The 24,491-nt window shown below is 70.3% G+C and carries 26 protein-coding genes and 2 pseudogenes; 12 read left to right on the top strand and 16 right to left on the bottom strand.

Annotation, left to right across the window (positions count from 1 at the left end; translation table 11 throughout):
* Positions 1-32 precede the first annotated feature (32 nt).
* Positions 33-428, bottom strand: a complete 396-nt coding sequence (locus QRX50_RS48415; RefSeq protein WP_285969761.1) for a rhodanese-like domain-containing protein — start codon at positions 426-428, stop codon at positions 33-35.
* Entirely contained in the window at positions 425-970 is a 546-nt protein-coding gene (locus QRX50_RS48410; protein ID WP_285969760.1) for a cysteine dioxygenase, read from the bottom strand. Before QRX50_RS48410 ends, QRX50_RS48415 begins: the two co-directional genes overlap by 4 nt.
* Before the next feature lie 328 nt (positions 971-1,298).
* On the opposite strand from QRX50_RS48410, the gene QRX50_RS48405 reads away from it, so the two are divergent.
* From QRX50_RS48405 to QRX50_RS48385, 5 genes are read left to right on the top strand one after another with little or no spacing between them, the layout of a single operon-like run.
* The gene (locus QRX50_RS48405; protein WP_285969759.1) at positions 1,299-2,111 is read left to right on the top strand and encodes an ABC transporter ATP-binding protein; all 813 of its coding nucleotides are present in this window, start codon (positions 1,299-1,301) and stop codon (positions 2,109-2,111) included.
* Between the two features lie 55 nt (positions 2,112-2,166).
* Positions 2,167-2,946 carry an enoyl-CoA hydratase/isomerase family protein gene (locus QRX50_RS48400; protein ID WP_285969758.1) on the top strand — a complete coding sequence of 260 codons (780 nt, stop codon included), beginning with the start codon at positions 2,167-2,169 and terminating at the stop codon, positions 2,944-2,946.
* Positions 2,943-3,908: a class I SAM-dependent methyltransferase gene (locus tag QRX50_RS48395; RefSeq protein WP_285969757.1), complete on the top strand. Its 966-nt coding sequence runs from the start codon at positions 2,943-2,945 to the stop codon at positions 3,906-3,908. Before QRX50_RS48400 ends, QRX50_RS48395 begins: the two co-directional genes overlap by 4 nt.
* A 1-nt stretch (position 3,909) precedes the next feature.
* Positions 3,910-5,106 carry a THUMP-like domain-containing protein gene (locus QRX50_RS48390; RefSeq protein ID WP_285969756.1) on the top strand — a complete coding sequence of 399 codons (1,197 nt, stop codon included), beginning with the start codon at positions 3,910-3,912 and terminating at the stop codon, positions 5,104-5,106.
* Positions 5,107-5,160: 54 nt separating this feature from the next.
* Entirely contained in the window at positions 5,161-5,922 is a 762-nt protein-coding gene (locus QRX50_RS48385; protein WP_285969755.1) for an HAD family acid phosphatase, read from the top strand.
* Positions 5,923-5,975: 53 nt separating this feature from the next.
* On the opposite strand, the gene QRX50_RS50220 is transcribed toward QRX50_RS48385, so the two are convergent.
* From QRX50_RS50220 to QRX50_RS48360, 4 genes are all read right to left on the bottom strand, one after another.
* Entirely contained in the window at positions 5,976-7,541 is a 1,566-nt protein-coding gene (locus QRX50_RS50220; protein WP_353074077.1) for an EamA family transporter, read from the bottom strand.
* Positions 7,542-7,642: 101 nt separating this feature from the next.
* Positions 7,643-8,038, bottom strand: a complete 396-nt coding sequence (locus tag QRX50_RS48370) for an MmcQ/YjbR family DNA-binding protein (protein WP_285969754.1) — start codon at positions 8,036-8,038, stop codon at positions 7,643-7,645.
* Positions 8,039-8,410: 372 nt separating this feature from the next.
* Complete coding sequence (locus QRX50_RS48365) at positions 8,411-9,040, bottom strand: SAM-dependent methyltransferase (protein WP_285969753.1); 630 nt, start codon at positions 9,038-9,040, stop codon at positions 8,411-8,413.
* Between the two features lie 2 nt (positions 9,041-9,042).
* Positions 9,043-10,047, bottom strand: coding sequence for an NAD(P)/FAD-dependent oxidoreductase (locus QRX50_RS48360; protein ID WP_285969752.1), 1,005 nt, complete (start codon positions 10,045-10,047; stop codon positions 9,043-9,045).
* Between the two features lie 90 nt (positions 10,048-10,137).
* Between QRX50_RS48360 and QRX50_RS48355 the strand changes: the two genes are divergently transcribed.
* Genes QRX50_RS48355 through QRX50_RS48345 form a run of 3 tightly spaced genes read left to right on the top strand, consistent with a single transcriptional unit; the run spans position 10,138 to position 11,615 of the window.
* On the top strand, positions 10,138-10,731 hold the full coding sequence (locus QRX50_RS48355) for a helix-turn-helix domain-containing protein (RefSeq protein WP_285969751.1): 594 nt from the start codon (positions 10,138-10,140) through the stop codon (positions 10,729-10,731).
* A 31-nt stretch (positions 10,732-10,762) separates the two neighbouring features.
* Positions 10,763-11,170 (top strand): ArsR/SmtB family transcription factor, encoded by a 408-nt coding sequence (locus QRX50_RS48350; RefSeq protein ID WP_285969750.1) that lies wholly within the window; start codon positions 10,763-10,765, stop codon positions 11,168-11,170.
* On the top strand, positions 11,121-11,615 hold the full coding sequence (locus tag QRX50_RS48345) for an SRPBCC family protein (RefSeq protein WP_285969749.1): 495 nt from the start codon (positions 11,121-11,123) through the stop codon (positions 11,613-11,615). The genes QRX50_RS48350 and QRX50_RS48345 overlap by 50 nt, the downstream gene beginning before the upstream one ends.
* A gap of 204 nt (positions 11,616-11,819) precedes the next feature.
* On the opposite strand, the gene QRX50_RS48340 is transcribed toward QRX50_RS48345, so the two are convergent.
* The 6 genes and pseudogenes from QRX50_RS48340 to QRX50_RS48320 form a co-directional block, all read right to left on the bottom strand.
* Positions 11,820-12,332 carry an SDR family oxidoreductase gene (locus QRX50_RS48340; protein ID WP_353074076.1) on the bottom strand — a complete coding sequence of 171 codons (513 nt, stop codon included), beginning with the start codon at positions 12,330-12,332 and terminating at the stop codon, positions 11,820-11,822.
* A gap of 70 nt (positions 12,333-12,402) precedes the next feature.
* Positions 12,403-12,540: pseudogene (locus tag QRX50_RS50215) on the bottom strand (SDR family NAD(P)-dependent oxidoreductase); the annotation flags it as partial.
* A gap of 116 nt (positions 12,541-12,656) precedes the next feature.
* Complete coding sequence (locus tag QRX50_RS48335; protein WP_285969748.1) at positions 12,657-13,478, bottom strand: helix-turn-helix domain-containing protein; 822 nt, start codon at positions 13,476-13,478, stop codon at positions 12,657-12,659.
* A 205-nt stretch (positions 13,479-13,683) separates the two neighbouring features.
* Complete coding sequence (locus QRX50_RS48330) at positions 13,684-14,040, bottom strand: GatB/YqeY domain-containing protein (RefSeq protein WP_285969747.1); 357 nt, start codon at positions 14,038-14,040, stop codon at positions 13,684-13,686.
* Positions 14,041-14,124: 84 nt separating this feature from the next.
* Positions 14,125-15,027, bottom strand: coding sequence for a carboxymuconolactone decarboxylase family protein (locus tag QRX50_RS48325; protein WP_285969746.1), 903 nt, complete (start codon positions 15,025-15,027; stop codon positions 14,125-14,127).
* An 18-nt stretch (positions 15,028-15,045) separates the two neighbouring features.
* Positions 15,046-15,657, bottom strand: a complete 612-nt coding sequence (locus QRX50_RS48320) for a TetR/AcrR family transcriptional regulator (RefSeq protein ID WP_285969745.1) — start codon at positions 15,655-15,657, stop codon at positions 15,046-15,048.
* Between the two features lie 84 nt (positions 15,658-15,741).
* Here QRX50_RS48320 and QRX50_RS48315 point away from each other — a divergent pair, with 84 nt between their 5' ends.
* Together QRX50_RS48315 and QRX50_RS48310 are read left to right on the top strand one after the other, a co-directional pair.
* Positions 15,742-16,401 carry a TetR/AcrR family transcriptional regulator gene (locus tag QRX50_RS48315; RefSeq protein WP_285969744.1) on the top strand — a complete coding sequence of 220 codons (660 nt, stop codon included), beginning with the start codon at positions 15,742-15,744 and terminating at the stop codon, positions 16,399-16,401.
* A gap of 52 nt (positions 16,402-16,453) precedes the next feature.
* Positions 16,454-18,054: pseudogene (locus QRX50_RS48310) on the top strand (FAD-dependent oxidoreductase).
* A 3-nt stretch (positions 18,055-18,057) separates the two neighbouring features.
* Here QRX50_RS48310 and QRX50_RS48305 read toward each other — a convergent pair.
* Positions 18,058-19,137, bottom strand: coding sequence for a C40 family peptidase (locus QRX50_RS48305; RefSeq protein ID WP_434533393.1), 1,080 nt, complete (start codon positions 19,135-19,137; stop codon positions 18,058-18,060).
* Positions 19,138-19,511: 374 nt separating this feature from the next.
* A complete protein-coding gene (locus tag QRX50_RS48300) occupies positions 19,512-20,459 on the bottom strand; it encodes a nucleoside hydrolase (protein ID WP_285969742.1) in 948 nt (315 codons plus the stop codon).
* A 53-nt stretch (positions 20,460-20,512) separates the two neighbouring features.
* On the opposite strand from QRX50_RS48300, the gene QRX50_RS48295 reads away from it, so the two are divergent.
* On the top strand, positions 20,513-21,268 hold the full coding sequence (locus QRX50_RS48295; RefSeq protein WP_285969741.1) for an acyltransferase: 756 nt from the start codon (positions 20,513-20,515) through the stop codon (positions 21,266-21,268).
* Between the two features lie 118 nt (positions 21,269-21,386).
* Here the strand turns inward: QRX50_RS48295 and QRX50_RS48290 are convergent, their stop codons facing one another.
* Together QRX50_RS48290 and QRX50_RS48285 are read right to left on the bottom strand one after the other, a co-directional pair.
* Positions 21,387-22,721 carry an APC family permease gene (locus QRX50_RS48290; RefSeq protein ID WP_285969740.1) on the bottom strand — a complete coding sequence of 445 codons (1,335 nt, stop codon included), beginning with the start codon at positions 22,719-22,721 and terminating at the stop codon, positions 21,387-21,389.
* On the bottom strand, positions 22,718-23,599 hold the full coding sequence (locus tag QRX50_RS48285; RefSeq protein WP_285969739.1) for a carbon-nitrogen hydrolase family protein: 882 nt from the start codon (positions 23,597-23,599) through the stop codon (positions 22,718-22,720). Before QRX50_RS48285 ends, QRX50_RS48290 begins: the two co-directional genes overlap by 4 nt.
* A 77-nt stretch (positions 23,600-23,676) precedes the next feature.
* On the opposite strand from QRX50_RS48285, the gene QRX50_RS48280 reads away from it, so the two are divergent.
* Positions 23,677-24,402: a FadR/GntR family transcriptional regulator gene (locus tag QRX50_RS48280; protein ID WP_285969738.1), complete on the top strand. Its 726-nt coding sequence runs from the start codon at positions 23,677-23,679 to the stop codon at positions 24,400-24,402.
* The last annotated feature ends 89 nt before the right edge of the window (positions 24,403-24,491 follow it).

The raw sequence follows: 24,491 nt of genomic DNA, 5'->3' as shown, positions 1-24,491 counted from the left end.
CGAACGCCACTTCGGATCGCGCGGAACCGCCGTCACGGCACCGCCGGCGACCCACCCTCCACCACAGGCAACCCCGCCTCCGCCCACGCCCGGAACCCACCCGCGAGGTCCGTAGCGTTCTTCAACCCCAACCGCTGCAGATCCGCCGCCGCCAGGCTCGACGAGTAGCCCTCGTTGCACACCACGATCGCCGTCGTGTCAGGAGTCACACCCGGCAGCCGCCAGTCGCTGTCCGGGGCGAGCCGCCATTCCAGGTGGATCCGCTCGACGACCACGGCGCCGGGGATCTCGCCCTCGGCGGCGCGGTTGGCGTGCGGCCGGATGTCCACGATCAGCGCGCCTTCGGCCTGCAGCGAAGACGCGCGCTCCGGCGAAACCCGGTCCAGGGAGGACCGGGCGCCGGCGAGGAAGTCGTCGATCGAGCTCATCGGCCGAGTATGACCGGCAGCGGCGGGATTTCGCCGGGCACGTCGGCCAGCGACGCGTACTCGCGCGTGGCCACCAGCGGCGGCGAGTACGCGTGGACGCTGGCGGCCGGCTCGTCGCCGAGGCCGGTGACCTGGTGCGCGCGCCCGGCGCCGAAGCCGATGACCTCGCCCGCCTTGTGCGTGCGGCGCCGGATCGGGCCGCCGGGGTAGCGGTATTCCTCACCCAGTTCGCCCTGCAGCACGGTGAACGAGCCGGCCGCGCCGCCGTGGTCGTGGGGCTTCGTGTGCTGGCCGGGCAGCCACGACAGCAGCCACAGCTCCAGCCCGTCGGTGAGCGCGAGCCGCGCCCACCAGCGGCCTTGTTCGTCGAAGCGCAGCACCTCGCGCAGGCTGGAGGTGAGCTCGGTGGTCACGGTCTTCGTGAGGTCGGCCAGCTCACGCGGGGTCCACAGCAGCCGCTCGGGCTGCAGCAGCTGCGCCAGCAGCGGATCGGTGAGACGGGGGTGGATCTCGAAGTCGGGACGGGTGATCAATGTGGTCAACGCGGGTGCTCCTCAAGCAGGGGTGACGGCTGGCAAGACGGCACAGCGCGGCACGAAACCCGCGTTTCAGCAGGCGCGCCGCGCTCGCTTACACCCGCACGAGGCCACGAGGAGCAGGTCGATCGTGCGCCGGCGCCAGAACGAGCCCCGGGCTGCGGGGACGGCGGCGGACGCGGACCTGGACACGTCACCGATCGTGCCACAGCGCGCGCTTTGTACGCTGCTTCGTCCCATCCGCTGGACGCCGTCGCGGGGGCACACGCGCGCGGGTGCGTTGTCAACCCCGGGCGGGTGCGGACGCGCGCGCGTGGACGGCCACAATGGGCTCGTGAGCGAGCCGATCCTGCCCAGCGACCTAAACGACCTCGTGGTGCGGATGTCCGGTGTCGGCGTCCGCCGCAGCGGAAACGACCTTCTCGCGGACCTCGACTGGAGCGTCGAACTCGACGAACGGTGGGTCGTGCTCGGGCCCAACGGCGCGGGCAAGACGACCCTGCTGCGGCTGGCCGCCGCGGAGCTGCACCCCACCGCCGGCACCGTCGACCTGCTCGGCGACCGCATCGGCCGCGTGAACATCTTCGACCTGCGCCCCCGCATCGGGTTCACCTCCGCCGCCATCGCGCAGCGCATCCCGGGTGACGAGCGCGTGGAAGACGTGGTGGTGAGCGCCGGCTACGCCGTGATGGGCCGCTGGCGCGAGGCTTACGACAGCCTCGACCTCAACCGCGCCGCCGAGCTGCTGGGCACGCTCGGCATCGCGCACATGGCGAAGCGCACGTTCGGCACGCTGTCCGAAGGCGAGCGCAAGCGCGTGCTGATCGCGCGTTCGCTGATGACCGACCCGGAGCTGCTGCTGCTCGACGAGCCGGCCGCGGGTCTGGACCTGGGTGGGCGTGAGGACCTCGTGGCGCGGCTGTCCGACCTCGCGATGGACCCGGACGCGCCGGCCATGGTCCTCGTCACGCACCACGTCGAGGAGATCCCCCCGGGCTTCACCCACGCGTTGCTGCTGCGCGACGGGCACGCCGTGGTCGCGGGCCTGATGGACGACGTGATCACGAGCGAGAACCTGTCGAAGACGTTCGACCAGGACCTGGTGCTGCAGCGTTCGGGCGAGCGGTTCTTCGCCCGGCGCCGGTAAGTTCGGGCGTACCGGCCGGTAGCCTGCCGGCATCCGTCAACGAGGAGGAAGTCGCGTGGGAGAGTTCGTAAACCTCGAGGTCGAGGCCGGGGTCGGCACGATCCGCCTGAACCGGCCGCCGGTCAACGCGATCAACAACCAGCTGCAGACCGAGCTGGCCGAGGCCGCGCGCGAGGCTTCGAACCGCCAAGACGTGCGTGCGGTGATCCTCTACGGCGGCGAGAAGACCTTCGCCGGCGGCGCGGACATCAAGGAGATGGGCGACCGCACCTACCCGGAGATCTCGAAGTTCGGGGCCGAGCTCACCGCGTCCTGCTCGCTCGTCGCGGCCATCCCGAAGCCGGTCGTCGCCGCCATCACCGGCTACGCCCTCGGCGGCGGCCTGGAGCTGGCGCTCACCGCCGACTGGCGCGTGGCGGGCGACAACGTGAAGGTCGGCCAGCCGGAGATCCAGCTCGGCATCATCCCGGGCGCCGGCGGCACGCAGCGGCTTTCGCGCCTGATCGGCCCGAGCAAGGCCAAGGACCTCATCTACACCGGCCGGTTCGTGAAGGCCGACGAAGCGCTGAAGCTCGGCATCGTCGACGAGGTCGTCGCGCCGGACGACGTGTACGCCGCCGCGCACAAGTGGGCCGCGCAGTTCGTGAACGGTCCCGCCGTGGCGCTCAAGGCCGCCAAGGCCGCCATCGACTCGGGCCTCGACGTCGACCTGGCCACCGGCCTGAAGATCGAGACGCAGCTGTTCACGGCGCTGTGGGCGACCGAGGACCAGAAGAACGGCATGAAGTCCTTCATCGAGAACGGCCCCGGCAAGGCCACTTTCGAGGGGAAGTGACGGCCGTGACCGACCCGGCCCCGAACCCGCACGCCACGGCCGACGAGGTCAAGGCGGCCTACGACGACCCGAAGCTCGCCAATGTGCTCTACCACGACTGGGAAGCCGGGACGTACGACGAGAAGTGGTCGATTTCGTACGACGAGCGCTGCATCTCGTATGCCACCGACGTGTTCAACGCCGTCGCGGGCGAGGACGGCCAGCCCTACACCCACGCGATGGAGCTGGGCAGCGGCACCGGGTTCTTCCTGCTGAACCTCATGCAGGGCGGCGTCGCGAAGAAGGGCTCCGTCACCGACCTTTCGCCCGGCATGGTGAAGGTGGCGCTGCGCAACGCGGAGAAGCTGGGCCTCGACGTCGACGGCCGCGTGGCCGACGCGGAGCGGATCCCGTACGAGGACAACACTTTCGACCTCGTGGTGGGCCACGCCGTACTGCACCACATCCCGGACGTGCGCCAGGCGTTCGGCGAGGTGTTGCGCGTGCTGAAGCCCGGCGGGCGGTTCGTCTTCGCGGGTGAGCCGACCAAGGTCGGCGACTTCTACGCGCGCAAGCTGGGCCAGATCACCTGGTACCTCACCACGCGCGTCACGAAGCTGCCCGCGCTGAACGGCTGGCGGCGCCCGCAGTCCGAACTGGACGAATCCTCGCGCGCGGCGGCGCTGGAAGCCGTGGTGGACATCCACACCTTCGACCCGTCCGAGCTCGAGGGGATGGCGCGCGGCGCCGGTGCGCAGGACGTGCGCGCCGTGACAGACGAGTTCTCGGCCGCGTTGGCCGGGTGGCCGATCCGCACGTTCGAGGCCGCGGTGCCTCAGGAGAAGCTCACGGTCAGGTGGCGCATGTTCGCCTACCACCTGTGGCTGCGGCTGTCCGCTTTGGACAAGAAGGTGCTCGCGAAGGTGCTGCCGCGTGAGCTGTTCTACAACGTGATGATCACCGGGACCAAACGGCCTTCCTGAGTTGGCCTACGGTTTCTCGCTCGACGACGTCGCCTTCCTGCGCTCTGCCGCGGGACGGGCGGCGCTCGCCGACTGCGCGGCGCTGCCGCTGACGGACGCGTCCCGCATCACCGACGTCGCCGCCGTGCGCCGCTCGGTGGGGGAGCGGTTCGCCGCGGCGGTCCTGGAAACGGTGGTGCTGCGGCGGAAATCCGCGCTGAAGCTCGTGGACGCGGACTCGTGGCTGTTCACCGGCGACGCCTTGCAACAGGCGAGCGCGACGGCGGTGGCGCGGCACCGGGCTTCCCGGCTGGCCGGCCGCGATGTGCACGACGTGACGTGCTCAGTCGGCGCCGACCTGGTGGAGCTGGCGCGGGTCGCGTCTCGGGCGCTGGGGTCCGATGTGGACCGTGTGCGGCTGGAGATGGCGCGACACAACGCTTCCGCCGCTTCGGTTTCGGTCGGCGTGGTGCAGGCCGACGCATTGCGGCCCGTCAGCCGGGACACGGTTGTGGTCGCCGACCCGGCCCGCCGCGACTCGGCCGGGCGTCGGACCTGGAAACCGGCCGACTTCCTGCCGCCGCTGGACGAGCTCGTTGACGCCTACGCCGGACGCGCTCTGTCGGTGAAGTGCTCGCCAGGCCTGGACTTCGCCATCGCGCCGTGGGCCGAGGAGGTGGAGCTGGTCTCCCTCGACGGCCACGTCCGCGAGGCCTGTCTGTGGCGGGGCTTGAACACCGGCGTCTCCCGCCGCGCCACGGTGTTGCGTTCGGACGGTACTCAGTGGACGGTCACCGACACCGAGCCGGACGACCTGCCTGGTTCGCCGCCGGGGGAGTGGATCGTCGACCCGGACGGCGCCGTCGTCCGCGCCGGCCTCGTCCGTCACTACGCGGCGCGCCACGGCCTGTGGCAGCTGGACGAACGCATCGCGTACCTGACCGGTGACACCGCGCCTCCGGGTGTGCGCGCCTTCCGCGTGCTGGAACACGGCCCGTACAGCGAAAAAGCCCTGCGCGCCACGCTGAAGCGCCACGACGTCGGCCGTCTGGAGATCCTCGTCCGCGGCCTCGACATCGACCCGGACGCCTTGCGCCGCCGCCTGAAACCGCGGGGTGGCGCCGAGTCCACTGTGGTGCTCACGCGCATCGGCCGATCGCCGGTGGCCTTCGTCTGCCGCGCCGAACGCATCCCTTCGGAGGGTTCTCCTGAGGCCTGAGGTGGCGTAGATTTCGGGCGCACTTAACCTGAAGTTCACCTTGGAGGGGTCGCCGTGTCCCGTTTTCCCGTCTTGTTCAAGCTCGCCGCCGCCGCGGCGATCGGCGCCACCGTCGCGGGTGGCGCGACCGCGCTGGCCGGCTCCGACGCCGTGACGGCCGCCCACGGTCGGGAGCCGGCGAACATCGGCCAGGTCAAGAACGACGTGAAGGCCTACTACGGCGACTACCTCGACGCGTCGGGCAAACACCACTACTCGGACTCGAGCCGGTTCGTCACCGACACCAAGCGTGTCGTGGCCGACTCGAAGCGCTACCTCACGCAGAAGCTCGGCACGGTGAAGAGCCCGGCCATTGTGCTCGACGTCGACGACACGTCCGAGGTCACCTACGGCTGGGAGGCCGACAACGACTTCGGGTTCGACCCGGTCAAGCAGCAGCAGGCGATCGACAACGGCACGTTCGTGGCCAACAAGCCCGTGCTGGAGCTGGCGAACTGGGCCGCGCAGCGCGGCGTGAAGGTCTATTTCCTGACGGGCCGCAGCACCCCGCAGGGCCCGCAGTCGCTGAAGAACCTCGCGAACGAGGGCTACCCGGCCCCGGCGGGCGCGTTCTTCAAGCCGGCCGGCACGGCGCCGGACTACCTGCCGTGCGGCCTGACCTGCACCACGATCCAGTACAAGTCGGGCACCCGCGCCCACATCCAGGCGACGGGGGCCCACATCGTACTCAACCTGGGGGACCAGTTCAGTGACCTCGAGGGCGGTTACGCCGATCACCCGGTCAAGCTGCCGAACCCGATGTACTACCTGCCCTGACGGTGTAAACCCGGCCTGGGCGTCCTCAGTGGACACCCAGGCCGGGCCACCGGTCAGCCGTTGTACCCGGAGAAGATCTTCGAGAACTCGTAGGGCTGCTGGGAAACGTTGGTGCAGCGGTAAAGCGCGCCGTTGCACGCGTTCGCGTCGCGGCCGGCTTCCCAGAACGACAGCATGCCCAGGTGCACGCTCTTCGCGAAGTTCACCACCGCGGTGGCGTCCTTCTGGTAGAAGATCTCGTTCTGCGAGTCGTTGACGCCCAGCATCGGCGTCAGCCCGACCTTCTTCCACGCGGCCGCGTCCGACAGCCCGAAGATGGACTTGAGCTGCGCCTGCGTCGCCTTGGCGGCCGAGATCGCCTTCGCTCCTTGGTCGCCCGCGCCCTGGTAGTAGTCCATGGCCATCACGTTGACCAGGTCCAGGTTCACGCCCGCCGCCTTGGCGGCGTTGACCACACCGAGGCCGTTGCTGTCGAGCCCGTTGGGCAACGCCGGCAGCGTCAGCGAGATCTTCAGGCCGGGGTTGTTGTTCTGCACGGTTTTGAGCGCCTGCGACCGCCGCTGGATCGACGCCGTGTCGGCCACGGCGGCCCCCTCGATGTCGAGGTCGATGTACTTCAGGCCGTACGCTTTCACCACCGCGTCGTACTCCGCCGCGAGCGACGACACGCTGCTGCACGCCTGCGCCAGCTCAATCCCCGACGCACCACCGAACGACACCTTTACATCACCCCCGCCCGACCGGATCTTCGCGATCTCATCCGCCTGCCACGCCGAGCGCGGGTCATACGCGTTGAACCAGCTGGCCTTGCACCCGGCGCCCGTCACGAACCCGAGCGTGAACCCCTTCGCCCCACCCTTCGACGACATCGTCGAGAGCACCGGCGTCGGCCACGCCCCCATATCCACATACGGCGCCACCGGCACCGGCGACCCAGCCGCCGCGGGCGCCGCTGACACCGCACCCGCCGGCGCAGCCAACCCAGCGGCCACCGCCGCCAATCCACCCAACGCGGCAATCAACTTCCGGGGAGAGGGGAGCCTCATGGTGAAACCTCCACAGCGGGGACCTGGAGAGCGGGGAAACCTTGTCCAAATGGTATAGACCAATAACGTGACTCGGGCCATACGCCATTCGGATGCCACACTGTCCCGACCACCGGCAACGCTGCCGCTGACCTGCGCTTTCCGTTCGGGCCACCCGTCCGCCCAGCTCCGCCCCGACTCCGCCGACATCCGCCGCAGCTCTATCCGAGCTCTCCCCGCTCGGCTCCCGCTCCCCCCGGCGTCCTTCGCTCGGCAACTCCGCGCCCGCTCGACGGCCTTCGCAGTCAGTCCGCGCGCGTCGCGGCTTCGGCCGCATGTCCATTCGGGCCGCAGCGCGAACGGCACCACGTTGCACAACAACGCCGCGACCGTCAGCCGTCCCCACGTCGTCCGGTCTCGGGGCAGCTTCTGCCGCGCCGCCATCGCGATCCCGGGCAGCACCAGCGACCCGAGCGCGCACCGGATCACCGTCACTACTGCTGGCGAAAAGCCTTCGAGGGCGAGTTTGATCCACAGGAACGTCGAGCCCCAGAGCGCGGCCAGCGCCGCCATCCGCACCACGGTGCCGCTCATCCGCGCTCCCCCCGATCGGTTCGCTTTCCACGCTGCCCCAGCCCCGATTGACAGGGCAGGTGAAAGATCTTGGACGAATCGTTAAGGAGGGCTGGACAATGTCAGCCGGTGCCGCGCTCCTCCAGGTACTGCTTCCCGACCTTCTTCGGCACCCGGCAGAGCCACCCTTCGACGAGTGCCTCGTCAAGCGTCGCCAGATCGATCTCGGCCAGCCGCACGAGCACGGCCGGGTACCCGTCGAAGTGCGGCGTGGTGAAGAAAACGCCCGGCTCGTCCGCCAGCAACGCCTCCTTCGCCCCGACGTCCGGCACCCGAACCGCCAGCACGTCGCCCTCCGGCGCCGCGTCCCCGAGCGCGTCGATATCGGTCTTTCGCAAGGGTCGCTCCCACGCGTACGCCTTGCCCTTCACGCCCCACGACCGCGCATCCCGCTTGACGACCAGCTCCGTCCCCGGCAGCCGTGCCCCCAGTCGCGCCACGTCTTCCCAAGTCGCCATGCCGCCAAGGCTAGCCCGGCCGCCCCCGCTCGGCGCCGTTTCGGGCTTCCACCAGCTATTCGCCACTCACGGGCGAACACCTCGCCGCCCAACGGCGAGCGACGGCGCGACCCGTCGCCACTGAAAGTCGAGCGGTGCGACCTGTCGCCATGCACTGGTGAATGCCGTGGCCGCCCAGCGGCGAATCGCGCGAGCTGTCGCTACTGAACGGCGAATGGTGCGACCTGTCGCCATGCACTGGCGAATGCCGTCGCCGCTCACCGGCGAATCGCGCGAGCCGTCGCCACCGCACGGCGACAACCGCCATTCACCGGCGAAACCTGGCCGGACACCCGTCGCCACCCAATGGCAACAGGCGCCCGACCAAGGAACTCACTGCTTCCGCGCCACCAACACAGTGTCGCGAATGGACACTTCGTGCCCCTCGATCACGTTTGCCCGCTCCCGTGCATCGGTCACCACGGACTCCCACGACTCGTCCAACGTCGCCGCCACATCCTCCGCCAGGAAGAACATGTCCGGCACATTCGGCCGGTGCGCGGCGCCCTCCACGTCCGTCGGGTGGTGGCCGACGATGAGCAACGTCCCGCCCGGCGCCACCGCGTCCGCGAGCCGCGCGAAGATCGGGACGCGCTGGGCCGTCGGCAAGTGCAGGAAGTGCGAAGTGACGAGGTCGTACTTCTCGTCCGGCACCCACGTCGTGAGGTCGGTCGTCAGCCACCGGATCCGGTCGCCCAGGCCCAGCTCGGCCGCCTGTGCCGCACCCCGGTCGAGGGCGGTGGCCGCGAAGTCCGCGGCTGTCACGCGCCAGCCGTTCTGCGCGAGCCACACCGCGTCGCCGCCTTCGCCGGAGCCGGCGTCGAGCGCGCTGCCCGGGCGCAGGCCGGCGACTTCCGTCACGAGCTGCGCGTTGGGCCGCCCGCTCCAGATCGCGGGCTTCGACCGGTACCGCTCGTCCCAGGAATCCTGGTCGAACGGGACTTCTTCGTGCTGCTCAGCCATCGTCACACCCCGTGTTTCGTCGAGTCGCCGACCAGCGCGGCAACCTGCCGTTCCATGTCGTGCGCGAAAGGGTCCCGCGCCCGTCGTACGTCCTCGGCGACGAGATCGCCGTTGATCATCGCGCCGGCCGTCAGCCCGGCCGCCGCGGACACGACCACCTGCGACTTCATGTCGGTCACGTTCCCGGCCACCCACACCCCGGGCACCGAGGTGGCGCCGTTCGCGTCCGCCGGCACCGAACTGCCGATCACGTGCCCGTCGACCTCCAGTTCCACCGGCTCCAGCCCCAGCGACACGAGCACGTCGGCCCGCGCCGTGAACCGCGGCGCGATCACCACGGCCTCCCGCGCCACCACCTCACCCGAGCGCAGCACCACGCCGGTGAGCGCGTCGTCCTCCACCCGAAGTGCCGTCACCTCGCCGCCGACGATCCGGATCCCGCGCGCGGTCAGCTGCGCGATCTGCTCCTCGTCGAACGCAGCCGTGTGCCGGAAAACGACCACGTCGTCCGACAGCTGCCGCCACATCAGCGCTTGGTGGACGGCCATCGGGTTCGTCGCCAGCACGCCGATCGCCTGGTCGCGTGCCTCCCAGCCGTGGCAGTACGGGCAGTGCAGCACGTCGCGGCCCCACCGCTCGGCGACGCCCGGGATGTCCGGCAGTTCGTCGACGAGCCCCGTCGCCACTAGGAGGCGACGCGCTCGCGTGGTCCTCCCATCGGCGAGGGTCACGACGAACCCCCCGCCGTCCAGCGCGGCGGCCGAGGTCACCGCCCCGGCCACGATCTCGCCCCTGTACCCGATGACCTCTTCACGCCCGGATGCCAGCAGCTCGCCGGGCGGCGTGCTCTCGCGGGCGAGGTAGTTGTGCACGTGGCCGGCCGGAGCGTTGCGTGGCTCGCCGGCGTCCACCACCAGCACGGAACGCCGTGAGCGCGCCAGCGCCACCGCGCCGCTGAGGCCTGCGGCACCGCCGCCGACCACCACGACGTCGTAGTTCTCGTTCACCTGGTCCTCCTGTAGTTCGTCCCTCCCCTCGGACTATGCGCAGAAGTCGCCGACTTGACAAAAGTGTTTGCCGAAGTAGCAAATGGAGGCATGGACGGTGAACTCCCGGACGTTGACGGCGTCCTCGAATCGGTGGGTCCGCGGCTGCGCGCGCTCCGCCAGCAGAACAGCGCCACACTCGCCCAGCTGTCGGAGACCACCGGCATCTCCGTGAGCACGCTCTCGCGCCTCGAATCCGGGCAGCGCAAGCCGACGCTCGAGCTCCTGCTCGCCCTCGCGCGCGCCCACCAGGTGCCGCTCGACGAGCTCGTCGGCACCGCGCCGACCAGCGACCCGCGGCTGCACACGAACTCCTTCGTGCGTCACGGCATCACGTTCTTCCCGCTCACGCGCCGGCCCGGCGGGCTGCGCGCGTACAAGCAGATCTTCCCGCCGCACTGGCCCGACACGGACCCCGATCCGCGCGTGCACGAGGGGTACGAGTGGGCCTACGTCCTTTCCGGCCAGTTGCGGCTCATCCTCGGCGAGCACGACGTGATCCTCAAACCGGGTGAAGTCGTGGAGTTCGACACGCACGTTCCGCATTGGTTCGGCAACCCCGGCGACGTGCCGTGCGAGGTTCTCGCCCTTTTCGGACCACAGGGGGAGCGGTTCCACGTCCGCGCCCGTCCGGCGCCCTCTTGACACATACCCATATGGGAATACGATAGTCGGCGTGGCACGAGCAGCGACGACGACCGACGTGTTCAACGCCGTGGCCGAACCGCGGCGACGGGAGATCCTCGATGTGCTCGCCGGTGGCGAGTACCCCGTCAACGACCTCGTCCGGCTGCTCGGCATGGGGCAGCCGCAGGTGTCGAAACACCTGCGCGTGCTGCGCGAAGTGGGTGCGGTCGACGTCCGGGACGAAGGGCGTCAGCGCTTGTACCGGCTCAATGGCCGCGCCCTGAAACCGATCCACGACTGGGTTCGGCAGTTCGAGCGCTCCTGGGAGGAGCGGTTCGAGCTGCTGGACTCCGTGCTGGAGGAACTCGAACACACCGACGACCGATCCACGGGCGAGGAGAGCGACCATGACCGAGACGACAACGGGCACGGCGAAGGTGACCCTGCCGGCCGATGACCAGATCCTGATCACCCGCGAGTTCGCCGCCCCGCGGCGCCTCGTCTACCGCGCGTGGACCACGCCCGATCTGGTCAAGCGCTTCTGGGCGGGCCGCCGTGGCACCATGCGGTCCGTCGAGATCGACCTGCGCGTCGGCGGCCGGTGGCGCTACGTCCTCGACGCCAACGGTGGTTTCGAGGTCGCGTTCCACGGTGAGTACCGCGAGATCGTGCCCGATGAACGCCTCGTCAGCACCGAGGTCTACGAAACCCCCGGCGCGTCCGACGACGACGCCGCCATCACCACCACGACCTTCGCCGGCTCGGGCGACCGCACCAGCCTGTCGATCCTCATGGAGACGGGCAGCCGCGAGGTCCGCGACGCCATCATCGAGTCCGGTATGGAGGGTGGCATGCAGGAGCAGATGGACCTGCTGGAGGAGCTGGCCGCGTCCCTGGCCTGATTCGCGGACTTGTTCTGCGGCAACGGGTTCTGCTCGGGCCGGATCCGGTGTCGCGGCGGGACCCGCCGTGCTGGATGGGCACGACCGGTCCCTTCGCGCCCGCTCGGCACGACAGGTCCCGCCGCGCAGGGATTGGCACGACGGGCCCCGCCGCGCCGGATCGGCACGACGGACCCCGCCGCGCCGGGAGGGTTCCGCAACGGCTCAGGTCTGGGCCGTCGGCCGCACCACGATCTCGTTCACGTCCACCGCCGCCGGCTGGCTCACGGCGTAGGCGATGGCGTCCGCGATAGCCGAAGCCGGGATGCCCAGCTGCTCGCTCGCCGCGCGCGCCGCCGCCTGCGTCTCGGGATCCCCGCCCTGGCCGGCGAGCTCGGAGTGCGTGAAGCCCGGGCTGACGATGGTGACACGGACGTTCGTGTTCTCCTGGCGCAGGCCTTCGGAAAGCGCCCGTACCCCGAACTTCGTGGCGCAGTACACGGCCGCCGTCGGGTCCACGCGCAGGCCGGCCGTCGACGCGACGTTCACGATGTGGCCCCCGGTTTCGCCCATCAGCGGCAACACGGCGGCGATCCCGAGCAGCGTGCCGCGCAGGTTCACGTGGATCATCCGGTTCCAGTCGACGACGCGGAGCTTGTCCAGAGTGGACAGCGGCATCACGCCGGCGTTGTTCACGAGCACGTCGACCCGGCCGTGGCTCCCGTGCGCGGCCGTCACGAACGCGCGCGCTCTCCAGACTGGTCACGTCCAGTTGCCGGAAATCGGCGTTGCCGCCGTTCGCGCGGATCTTCTCCGTGAGCGCCGCGAGCCGGTCGGTGCGGCGGGCGCCCAGGACGACGTGGTGACCGTCGGCGGCCAGGCGCAGGGCGGTGGCCTCGCCGATGCCGCTGCTCGCGCCCGTGATCAGCGCGATCTTGCCGTTCATGCGTACTCCTCGTGAGGTCTGCGCGGTCGTGGGGACCGTCGTGACCTCGAGGCTGCCCGCGGCGAAACGCTTCCGGAAGGACGCCGTTGCCTAGGTGTGGCACACCCTGGCTGAGCTCACCGCGGCCGGCCGGCCAGCGCGGGCAACGACCCCAGCAACGCCAGTGCGTCGGCGCTCGCGCTGTCCGGCTCCGCGATGCCCACCAGCAGGTACTGGCCGGACGCGTCGCGCACGTCGAACGTCTGGTAGTCCAGCACGAGCCGACCGACGGCGGGGTGGTGGAACGTCTTGCGCGTCCCGGCGAGCCCCTTCACACCGTGGTTTCGCCACAGAACGGCGAATTCCTCGCTCGTGGCCAGCAGCTCGTCCACGAGCTCACCGACCTCCTCGCGGTCGTAGCCGCTCGCGAGCCGCAACGCGTCGACGGCGCTGGCCACGATGTCGTCCCACTCCACGAAAAGCTCGCGCGCCGCCGGGTTGTGGAACAGCGTGCGCACCATGTTCGCCGGCTTGCCGACGGGGGACAGGAGCGCGTCGGCGAGCGCGTTGGTCGCCAGCAGGTCGAGGCGCCGATTGGTGACGTATGCGACCGCGTTGGGAAAGGTGCCCATGAGCCGCAAGAGCTGGGGGGAGACGTCGTCGCGCCGGTGCTCGGCTACCCGTGGCACGAGGCCGGCGAGACGGTAGGCGTGCCAGAGGCCATCGGCGTTCAGCCGCAGCGCCCGCCCGAGCGCGTCCAGGACCGGCCCGGACGGGTTGCGCTCACGCCCCTGCTCGAGGCGCGCGTAGTAGTCCGCGCTGACGCCCGCCAGCACCGCGACCTCCTCGCGCCGCAGCCCGCTCACCCTCCTCGGGCCATGACCGGTCACGCCCGCGTCCTCGGGCGCCAGCCGGGCTCGCTGCGCACGCAGGAAATCTCCCAGCTCGTTGCCGCTCACGTCACCACGGTACCGGCCGCTCAGACTTCCCAACGGTGCTGTCCACGCGGTATCACCGCAGGCAGATCAGCCTTCGGGCCTCGTGGACGACCCCACGGCGAAAGGGAAGCCGACGTGACCGGCAAACGGCTGGTGCTGTTGCCGGAAATCGGCGACACCGAGGTCAGTGCCCATTTCCGCCCCGCGGCCGTCGCCGGATCCGACCTCAGGAGGCCGGCTCCAGGTGCTCCCTCAGCACGTCGGCTTCCGCGCGCAGCCGCTCCGCGGCCTCGGTCCGGCCGAGCCGCTCGTACTCGTCCGCGGCAGTCGTGCGCTCGAGCACCTCGTTCTCGACGATCGACCGCAGGTCGGCTTCCGTCAGCTCACGACGCTCGGCCTCCGCGGCGCCGACGCCCAGCGCCGCACCCACGACGTGGTCCGTCCCGGTCCCCGTGGACAGCTGATCGACCGGCACGGCCTCGGCGTTGTCGATCGCCGCCAGTGCCGAGCGCAGGGCGGTGGTGGCGACGCGGTCGCGGTTCTTGAGTGCCGTCTTCAGGCCGGCACGAAGGCTGGCGCGCATAGTGCGGATTCCATCCGGGAGTCGGAACGAACGAATCCGACGCTAGCAGCCGACCACCATGTCAAGCGCGCCATTTCCGCGCCTTCACCCCGCGCGGACACCCGAAAACGGGAACGTCCCGCCACCCGAAATCGTCACCGATCCGGTGAACACGTCGCCGTCGACTGTGCCTACCACACCGATGTCGAACCGCGCTGGATCGGTCACCACGGCGGTGAAGTCCAGACGGTGACCGTCGACACCGCCCGACACGATGGGGACCGTCACGCCCAGCTGAGTGTCCACGATGGACCCAGTCACGCCGTCGTCCCCGGTTTCGAGGTCCAGCACCAGCTCTTTGCTCCCCGCGGGGTGCGTGAAGGTGATGTGCCACGTTCCGTCGACGCCGGTTTCGCCGCTGAACGGCAACGCGTCGGCCACGACCGGTCCCGCCGCGACCATCGGCGCCACGCGCTCGCCCAGCACCGGCTGCCCCGGCTTCACCTCAACGCCCGCGGAGTTCAGGAACCCCGCCATCATCCGGTAATAGCCGACGAGGAACAGCACCTCGAGGATCGTCGCCTCATCGAGCGTCGACGCGAGAGCCGCCCACGTTTCGTCCGAGACGAACGCCTCGGCGCACAACTCGTCGGCCGCGCGGAGCACCGCGTCGTCCCCGGGCGGCCACACCGCGGCCGGATCCGACAGCGCGTTGATCTCCTCTGCCGTCGCGCCGGCGCCGAGCGCGGCGGGCACGTGGTTGGCCCACTCGTACGGCGCTTCACACCGCAGCGCGACCCGCAAGATCACCAATTCCCGGACCCGCGGGTGGAGCTTGCCTCGAGACAGCAGGTGTTCGCCGAGACCCGACGAAGCCTTCATCAACGACGGGTTCCGCGCGAGCACCCGGATCACCTCGTCGGCACCGAGTTTCGCGAGCTTCTGCTCCTCGGGAGCCAGTTCCGCCAATGGAAGCGGCGTGATCCGGGCATGGGTCGCATGAGGCATGACAGGTTCCTCCCAAAGTCACCGATGCCGCTCGATCCCGTCGAGCGCCTTTCGCGCGTCGTCGGCGCTGAGCATCGGGTGTGAATAGAGGTCGATCAGGGCGCGTGCGAGCAGCACGTCGCCCTCGGGGCTGAACACGTCGACACCCATGGCGCGCGACACGTGCTCGTGCAGCACCGTGATCGACAGCGCCATTGCGGTACTCACCGCCGCCCGCACTTCGGGCGCGACGTCCGGCGCGTCCGGCCGCGTCCGATCGACGTCGGCGAGCCACCGCGCCCCCAGCCGCACCATCTCGTCGAACAACGGCGCGGCACCGCCGTCCACCAACGCCCGCGCGAGGTACGCCTGGTACGGCCCGACGGCGATCCGCGCGGCCGCCACGTGATTGCCGCCCGCGCCCGCGAGCGCCTGATCGTTGAGGCGGTGGATCAGCTTCACCAGATGGGCGTCGCACGCCTCGCGCAACGCCTGCTTGGACCCGAAGTGGTGCTGCACCAGGCCCGACGAGACGCCCGCCGCCTCCGCGATGCCACGGATCGTCGCGCCCTCGAACCCGTGCTCGCCGAAGAGCTGCATGGCCGCGTCGCGGATCCGGGCGCGCGCCGTCCGATCGTCGGGTTCGGCCACGGCATCCTCTCGCTACACAGTTGTGTAGTCGACTATACGCTCGTATAGTCGGACCGAGTGACCGAACGGTGCGAGACTGCGCCCATGGCTGAGACAGCACCAGGCCGGCCGGGCCGTCCCGCGCGCTGGTCGCGCGACGACATCGTCGAGGCGGCCGGCCGGATCGTCACGACCGAGGGCGTCGACGCGCTGACCATGCGCCGCGTCGCCCGCGAGCTCGGCTGTTCCCCGATGGCGCTCTATCGGCACGTCCGCGACAAAGACGAGCTTCTGTTGCTCCTGCTGGACCACACCGCCGCCACGCTGCCCCGGCCGACGCTGCCGGAAGACGCGCGCCGGCGTTTGGTCGTTTTATGGCGACAGCTGCACGACGCCCTGGCGGAGCACCCGTGGGTGGTCGGTGTGCTGGCGCAGGGCGACCTGGCCGGCCCGTCCGTGTTGTGGCTGGTGGAGGAGATTCTGGCCGGGTTCGTCGCCTCCGGTCTCGCTCCCCGGCAGGCCGCCGCCGCGTACCGGATCGTCTGGCAGTACACGGTGGGCGTGCTGACCATTCGCCACGCGACGACGACGCACGCGGCCGAGCGTGACCAGGACGCTCCGCAGGTGCAACGCACCATGGTCCTCGACGCCCACCCCGAGGAGCTTCCGTTGATCTCGTCCCTGGCCGGCGAATGGCCCCACGCCTGGGACAACTACGCCGCAGGCCTCGACGCCCTGCTGGACGGCCTCCTCCCGCGCGCTTGACATCATTCTCCCAGATTTGTGTACTAGTACGCAAACCTGAGAGGTGTGGTCCATGAGAGACAAGACGGACGTCGTGGTCGTCGGCTCGGGCGCCGCAGGGCTGGCCGCCGCGTTGGCTGCCGCCGGCCGCGGCGAGGACGTGGTCGTGCTGGAGGCGTCGCAGCGCTGGGGTGGGTCGACGGCGGTGTCCGGCGGCCAGGTCTGGGCGCCGAACAACCATTGCAGGCCGAAGCCGGCTTCGCCGACAGCGAGGACGAGGCTCTGGCCTACTGCGGCGCCGCCGCGCCCGGCCGCGATCCGGAGCTGGTCGAGACCTTCGTGCGGTCCGTGCCGGCGGCGGTCCACTTCGTCGAGGAAAACAGCCCGATCCGCTTCACCGTGGTCCATGGCTACCCCGACACGTTCGCCGAGCTCCCCGGCGGCAAACCCGCCCGGCACCTCGAGGCTCGGCCGCTGAGCATCGACGGCCTCGGCGCGCCCGACGAGCTCCTGTGGCCCCCGCCGTACGGCGCGGCTGTGCTCACCAACGACGAGTTCTTCGAGCACCGCATGTTCGCCGGCGGCACGCCGCCCTTCGAGCTGATGGAGCGTCGGCTCGCCGCGGGGGAGGTCGCGCTCGGCGCGGGTCTTGTCGTCGGGCTGTTGCGCGGCTGCCGGGCCGCCGGCGTGGAACTGGTCCGTGGCTGCCGTGTGCGACGGCTGATCCGGACCGACGGACAGATCACCGGCGTCGAGGCCGAACGGGACGGCGCCCCGTGGCGGCTGCACGCGCGCCGCGTCGTGCTCGCGACCGGCGGGTTCGAGCACGATCCCGACCTGCGGTCACAGCTGCTCGCGGGCCCGCTCAGCCACCCTGTCACCCCGCCTGTCCAGCACGGCGACGGCCTGCGGCTGGCCGCCGACGCCGGGGCGCAGTTGTCCCGCACTGGCGAATACTGGTCCTGGCCCGCCTTCCAAGCACCCGGCCGGAGCTGGCCCGACGACGCCGCCACCCCGCAGGCCCAGCTCGTGATGGCCGAGCGCTACCTGCCGCACGTGATCTGGGTGAATGCGGCCGGCCGGCGGTTCGTCAACGAGGCCAGCCACAACTGCGCAGGCGCCTTTGCCGAGCTCGACGCCAACACCCACCGCCCGCGCAACCTCCCCGCCTGGGCGATCGGCGACGCGCAGTTCCACGCCCGCTACCCCGTCGGCGGCGTGCCGCCCCACCAGCCGCTACCCGATTGGCTTCCCAGCGCCGACAGCCTCGACAAGCTCGCCACTCAGGTCGGCATCGACGCCGCCGCACTGCAGGACACCGTCAGCCGCTTCAACGCGGCCGCCGACGCCGGCCGCGACGACGACTTCCACCGCGGCGAAACGGCCTACGAACGCGCCTTCGGCGACGCCACCGCGGCCCACCCCAACCTCGGCACGGTTTCCGAACCGCCGTTCTTCGCGCTCCCCGTTCACGCGAGCGCGGTCGGCACCAAGGGCGGAGCCCGCACCGACCACCGCGCCCGCGTGCTCGACTGGACCGGTCAGCCCATCCCCGGGCTGTACGCGGCCGGCAACGCCGCCGCGGCCGTCTTCGGACCGGGCACCATCGCCGGCGGCATCACCATCGCGTCGGCCCTGACCTGGGGTTGGATTGCGGGGACCGACGTGCCGTGACTGTCAGGCCGTTGGTCGCCCAGCGCCGGCGTAGTCGTCGCCGGGCTTGCGGTACGGGTGCACCTGCACGGCCTGGCCCGTCTGCGGGGCGTCGATCATCTGCTGGTTGCCGATGTAGAGGCCGACGTGGTGGATCTTGGTGGTGGGTTCACCGTAGAAGATCAGGTCGCCCAGCTGGGGTTCACTCACGTGGGGGACGCTGTGGAACTGCGTGTCCGCCGTGCGCATGAGCTTCACGCCCGCGCTGCCGTACGCGGCCGTCGTCAGGCCAGAGCAGTCGAAGCCCGGATCCGGGTCGCCGCTGCCGTTGCCGCCCCAGACGTAGGGAAGGCCGATCTGGTCGATCGCGAAGTCGACCGCGCTCAGCACGGCGGGGTTCGGTGCCTGGCTGCCCTGCCCGACGGTGCCGTAGACGTTCACCGTTGCCAGGATCCGGTGCAGCGAAACGGGCGCGCCCTGCAATGACGAAACGGCGTTCCACCAGTCCGTCGCCAAATCGCGGCCACCCGCGCACAGCGCGTGGCCCGCGGTGAGGGCGGCGTCGTCGATGTTCTGCGGATCGGGCTTGCCACCCGACGCGCTGCGCTGCCACTTCGACCACACCGCCGGCGCCAGCTGCATCGGCCCGGACGCGTTGGCCGTCGACACGACGCGGCCGTAGAAATCGCGAACCTCGACGGTGCCCAGCGGCTTGGCCAGCTCGCCGTTGGTACCGACGTGGTTGCCCTGCGCGCGCCCGTGGTCGCTCGCGACTTTGCCGATGGCCGCGAGCGTCACCCACGACAGGTGGCACGCGGGTTGTTCCTTGGTGAGCGTGACGGTCGCCTCCGCGTACCCCGTCATCGCCCGCAGCGGGATGTCCAGCCACTGGCTCGTCTTCGACGCCCACGCGTCGAACTCGCTGGGCTGCGGCACGTTCGGCTGCGTCGTCGGCACCACCGCACTCGACGCGGCCACCGACGGCACGGGCGCCTGCGCCGGCGACGAGGCCTCCGCGGCCGTCGTCGCCGGCTGCCCCGACCCCGGCGCGAACTGCACGGCCACCACCAACGCCGCGACAGCCACGACGACCGCCGCGACCACCACAACCGCCCGCCCCCGCCGCGACTTCCGCTTCCCGACCTGGGGCTTCTCACCGTCGCCACTCAGCGGCGACACGTGCTCCGTCATCGCCGCGGAGAACGGTGCCAACGGCTCAACCGGACCCGAAAACTCGCGCCCGACCTGGCCGTCGCCACTGACGAGCGACGATTCGCCGGTCGCTGAACCATCGCCGGTGACCGGCGATGCGGTGGTGGTCTGGTCGTCGCCCCTGGCCGGCGACTCGGCGCCGCCCGGGTTGTCGCCACTGATCGGCGAAGGTCCACTGACCTGGCCGTCGCCGCTCGGTGGCGAAACCGCGTTCTCGTCGTCGCCACTCATCGGCGACGGCTGCGAACCCTCCGACGGCCCCGCCATCACCGACCCCCGGCAAGTCTCGAAAGCACGAACTCCCGCAGCCCGTCGAGGTCGGTGTCGACCGCGACCTCGATCGGCCGTCCGGTCGGATCGATCGGCAGCGCCCGGCGGTCGACGAGGGTCATGCCGCGCGCGGGCCCCGCGGTCACGTCGATGTCCACCGGGTAGGTCTCCGTCCGGAGAATCCCGGGGCTGATCGCCTCCGCGACGGCCACCGCGTCGTGCATCACGATGCCGTCGAAGCCCAGGACCTGCCGGTAGTGGGCGAGGTAGTCGGGCGTCAGCCCGTCCAGCGCTCGGCCCAGTGGCCCCGACGCGGCGAGCTTCGCCAGCCACGCGCTGTCCACGGCGCAGCGGTGGGTGAGGTCGAGGGGGACCATCACGCACGGCACGTCGTCCTCGGCGATCACGCGGTGCGCGGCCTCCGGGTCCGCCCAGATGTTGAACTCGGCGACGGCCGTGCTGTTGCCGCGCGCGACGCCGCCGCCCATCAGCACGATGCGCGAGATCTTCGACTTGATGCCCGGGTGCGCGGCGAGCAGCGCGGCGATGTTCGTAAGCGGTCCGATCGGCGCGATCGTCACCGGTTCGTCGGACGCTTCCAGCAGCGAGACCATCAGCCCCACGGCGTCCAGCGACTCCAACGGCCGCGTCGCCTCGGGCAGCGAGCCGGCGTGACCGGAGAGCCCGTCGTTGCCGTGGACGTGGCTCGAACCGCGCTTGTTCAGGTGCACCAACGGCCGCGAAGCGCCGGCGGCGACCGGCACGTCGGGGCGGTCGCACAGCTGAAGCAGGCGCCGGGCGTTGGCGGTGGTGCTGGTCAGCGGCACGTTGCCGAAGACCGTGGTCACCCCCAGCAGCTCGACGTCGGCGGAAACCGCCGCCAGCGCGATCGCGAAAGCGTCGTCGACACCGGGGTCGGTGTCGATGATCAGCTTGCTCCCCATCCGTGCTCCCCTTGCCTGTGGCGGGCGTCCCCGCACAGGTTACGGTCAACGGCATGACGTCGATGTGGGGTGCGCCCGCGTTGTCCCGCGTGCGCGCCTGGCGGCGGGCCCGGCGCGACCCGCACCAGGCGAAGTTCCTGACGCGCGACTCGCTGCGTTGGGTTTTGCGCAATCGGGCGTACACGCCGTGGTACCTCGTGCGGTACTTTCGCCTGCTCAAGTTCCGGCTCGCCAACCCCCACATCATCCTGCGCGGCATGGTGTTCCTCGGGAAGGACGTGGAGATCCACTGCCGCCCCGGCTACGGGCGGCTCGAGATCGGCCGCTGGGTCCACATCGGTGACGGAAACGCGATCCGCTGCCACGAAGGGTCCCTTCGCATCGGCGACAAGTCCGTGTTCGGGCGCCAGAACGTGATCAACTGCTACCTGGACATCGAGCTCGGCGCCGCCACCCTCGTCGCCGACTGGGTCTACATCTGCGACTTCGACCACGTGACGGCTGACATCCACGTGCCCATCAAGGACCAGGGCATCGTGAAGTCGCCGGTGCGCATCGGTCCGGACACGTGGCTCGGCACGAAGGTCAGTGTCCTCAAGGGAACGCGCGTCGGCCGCGGCTGCGTGCTCGGCGCGCACGCCGTGGTCCGCGGCGACATCCCGGATTACTCCATCGCGGTGGGCTCGCCCGCGCGCGTGGTGCGCAACCGCCAGGACGACTACGCCGCCGACGCCGCCCGCCGCGAAGCCGTCGCCGACATGGCGCGCAAGGCGAACAAGGCCCTGCAGAAGACGCTCGGCGAGAGCTGAAGGTTTCGCCACTCAGCGGCGACGCCCTGGTTGTCGCCGCTGAACGGCAACGACCCCAGCCGTAGCCATGACTTTCGCCGCTGAACGGCAACCCGTAGCCATTCAGCGGCGAAACTCGTCACTCCTCGAACGACATCTCCGGCGGCGGCCGGCGGAACCCACGCGTCAGCACGACGAGGTAGACGATCCCGATCCCCAACCACACCAGGCCGAAGGTCAGGGCGAGCCCGTCGAGGTTCACCAGCAGCCACAGGTCCACCAGCGCACCGATCACCGGAGCGACCATCCACGTCAGCACGTTGCGTGAAGTCGTGTGCCGCGTGCGGATCCAGGTCGCGATCACGCTCACGTTGACCATCGTGAAGGCCGTGAACGCGCCGAAGTTGATGAACGACGTCGACGTGGTCACGTCCAGCGCCAGCGCGATCAGCCCGACGACGCCCGTCAGCACGATCGCGAACGCCGGCGTGTTCAGCTTCGGCTGCAACCGGCCGAAGACCCGCGGCAGCACGCCGTCGCGGCCCATCGCGAACATCAGCCGAGACGCGCTGGCCTGCGCGGCGATGCCCGACGCGAACTGCGCCACCACCAGCCCCGCCAGGAAGAACGCCCCGAACAGCGAGCCACCGATGTGGCGCGCGATCTCGAACGCGGCCGACGACTCGTCGTCGAACCGGAAACCCGGGTGCACGAGCTGGGTGACGTAAGCGAGCACGATGAACACGCCGCCACCGATGAGGGCAGTCAGCAGGATCGCGCGCGGGATCGTCCGCTTCGGCTCCACGGCTTCCTCTGTCAGCGTCGTCACGGCGTCGAAGCCCAGGAACGAGTACGCGGCCACGGCGGCGCCGCCCGAGATCGTGCCGAACGTGCTGCCCGGGTGGAAGAACGGGTCGCTGCTCGCCACTGAGTGGCCATCGGCGAGCACCTGCTTGAGCGAAAGCACCAGGAAGAACACGATCACCAGCACCTGGAAGGCCATGAGGACGAAGTTGGCCTTCTCGGCGATCTTGATGCCCAGCACGTTGAGCAGGGTCGTCAGCGCGATGAACGCGATCAGCCACAGCCAGCTCGGCACGTCGGGGAACTGCGCCGACAGGTACGCACCACCGATCAGCCAGATCACCATCGGCAGGAAGAAGTAGTCGAGCAGCACCGCCCAGCCGACGAGGAAGCCGAGCCGGGAGTCGATGGCCTTGCGCACGTACGTGTAAGCGGAGCCGGCGACGGGGTGCGTCGCGGCCATCTTGCCGTAGCTCGCGGCGGTGAACAGCATCGCGACCAGTGCCACGACGTACGCCGACGGCGTTGTGCCCGCGGTCGTCGTCGCCACGACGCCGAACGTGCCCAGGACGATCAGCGGCGCCATGTACGCGAGTCCGAAAAGGACGACACCGGGCAGCCCGAGCCGTCGTTCGAGCTTGGCTCCGGGGGTCACCTTCGTGGTGCTCATCGGGCTCCTTCTCCTCGCGGACGCCACCGGTCCGGCTCGATGCGGCCCCCGTACAGGGGGAGTTCCAGCGGTTTGTCACCCGGCGTGAACTGGTCCCACATCCGGTTGACGCCAGCGGTCCCTTCGCGACGGACGCGGGCGACCTCGTCCAGGTCGACCGTGCTCGCGAGCACGCCGGACGCGTCGCCCGGCAGCTCGCCGAGCACGGTGCCCTCGGGGTCGACCAGGATGCTGTCTCCTACCCCGACGGGCCCGGCAGTATTCACGCTCGCCACGAAAACCTGGTTGGTGATCGCGTTGGCGCGCGCGAGCACGAGCTCCTGCGCGCGGTCGGGCGTGGTGGTCTGCACCGGGTTGAGCACGAGCTCGGCGCCGAGCCAGGCGAGGTGGCGCGTGACCTCGGGGAACCAGGCGTCGTAGCAGATCGAGAAGCCGATTCGCCCCTCATCGGCGAGATCGGCGACCACGAAACGGTCACCCGGGTCATAAGGCTCATACGGCCGCCACGGGAACACCTTGCGGTAGCTGCCGGCCAGCTCGCCTCCAGGGGAGAAGACAAGGGCGGTGTTGAACAGTTCGCCGTGGTCCCCGCGTTCGCAGACGCTGCCCGGCGAAAGCCACACGCCGAGGTCGCCGGCCAGCTGGGCCAGTTCACGGGTTCTCGGGCCTTCGAGCGGCTGCGCGGCGGCGTTGAGTTGCTCGGTGCGTTCGGCAGCGGTCCCTTCGACCCCGCAGAGGTGTAGCTCGGGAAAGGCGACGAGTCGGGTTCCAGGGTGTTCGGCCAGCACGGTTCCGACCTGGTCCGCGAACGCCGCGACGGAGTCGGTGTACGGGCGCGGTGGCAGCTGTGCCAGCGCGATCGGCAGGGGGCGGGGCATGCGCCGAAAAATAGTCCATCTTGCTCACTTAAACAATAGTGCTCACTTTGAGATGTTTTATTCGGTAGGGTCTCCGCATGACTGCCGACCTGGGTTCGCCGGCGCTGACGGGCATCCGGCGCCTGTCCGCGCTCGACACGGTGCGGGCCCGCATCGCCCTGGCGATCGAGCTCGGCCTCCTGCGTCCGGGGGAGCGGTTGCCGCCCAACGGCGAAATCGCTCGTGCGCTGGGCGTCGGCGACATCACCGTGCGCCGGGCTCTTGTGTCGTTGTGCGAAGACGGCGTGCTCGTGCGCCGCCGTGGCCGCAACGGCGGCACGAGCGTGGCCCCCGACGCGCCGGCGGGCCGGGTCGGCGCGGTGAGCGCGTACCGCGAGTCGTCGGACGAGGTCCACGACCTGATCGACCACCGGCTGGTGATCGAGGCGGGGCTGGTCCAGCTGGTCGCCACGCGGCGAACCGAGGAGGACGTCGAACGGCTGCGCGACCTCGTCCGCCGCATGGACGAAGCCGCCGGGTGGGCCGAGTTCCACGAGCTCGACGCCGAGTTCCACCTCGCCGTGGCCGCCTCGGGCGCGCCGGCGGCGGCGGTGAAGCAGTACGAACTCGTGCTGCGCGAGCTGTACCGCTTCTACCTGCCGTACCGGATGTCGGCACTGCGGGCATCCAACCGGGAGCACGAGGTGCTCGTCCGCGCCATCGCCACGCGCAACCCCGACGAGGCGGCGATCATGACCCGCGCCCACGTCGGGGATCTGCACCGGACGATGTTCGTCGGTCTGCCGGACGTGTCAGGTTCCTGACGCGCGACGGTCCACTACGGACTGATCCCGGCTCATCGGTGACGCACATCAGCCGATCGGCTGATCCGAGTCATCGCGCGCGGGCCCGA

Origin of the sequence: Amycolatopsis sp. 2-15 (assembly GCF_030285625.1) — a bacterium.
In the GTDB taxonomy this organism is placed as follows: Bacteria; Actinomycetota; Actinomycetes; order Mycobacteriales; family Pseudonocardiaceae; genus Amycolatopsis; species Amycolatopsis carbonis.
The sequence above is the reverse complement of the archived record's forward strand: the minus strand, read 5'-3'. Positions and strand labels throughout refer to the sequence as shown.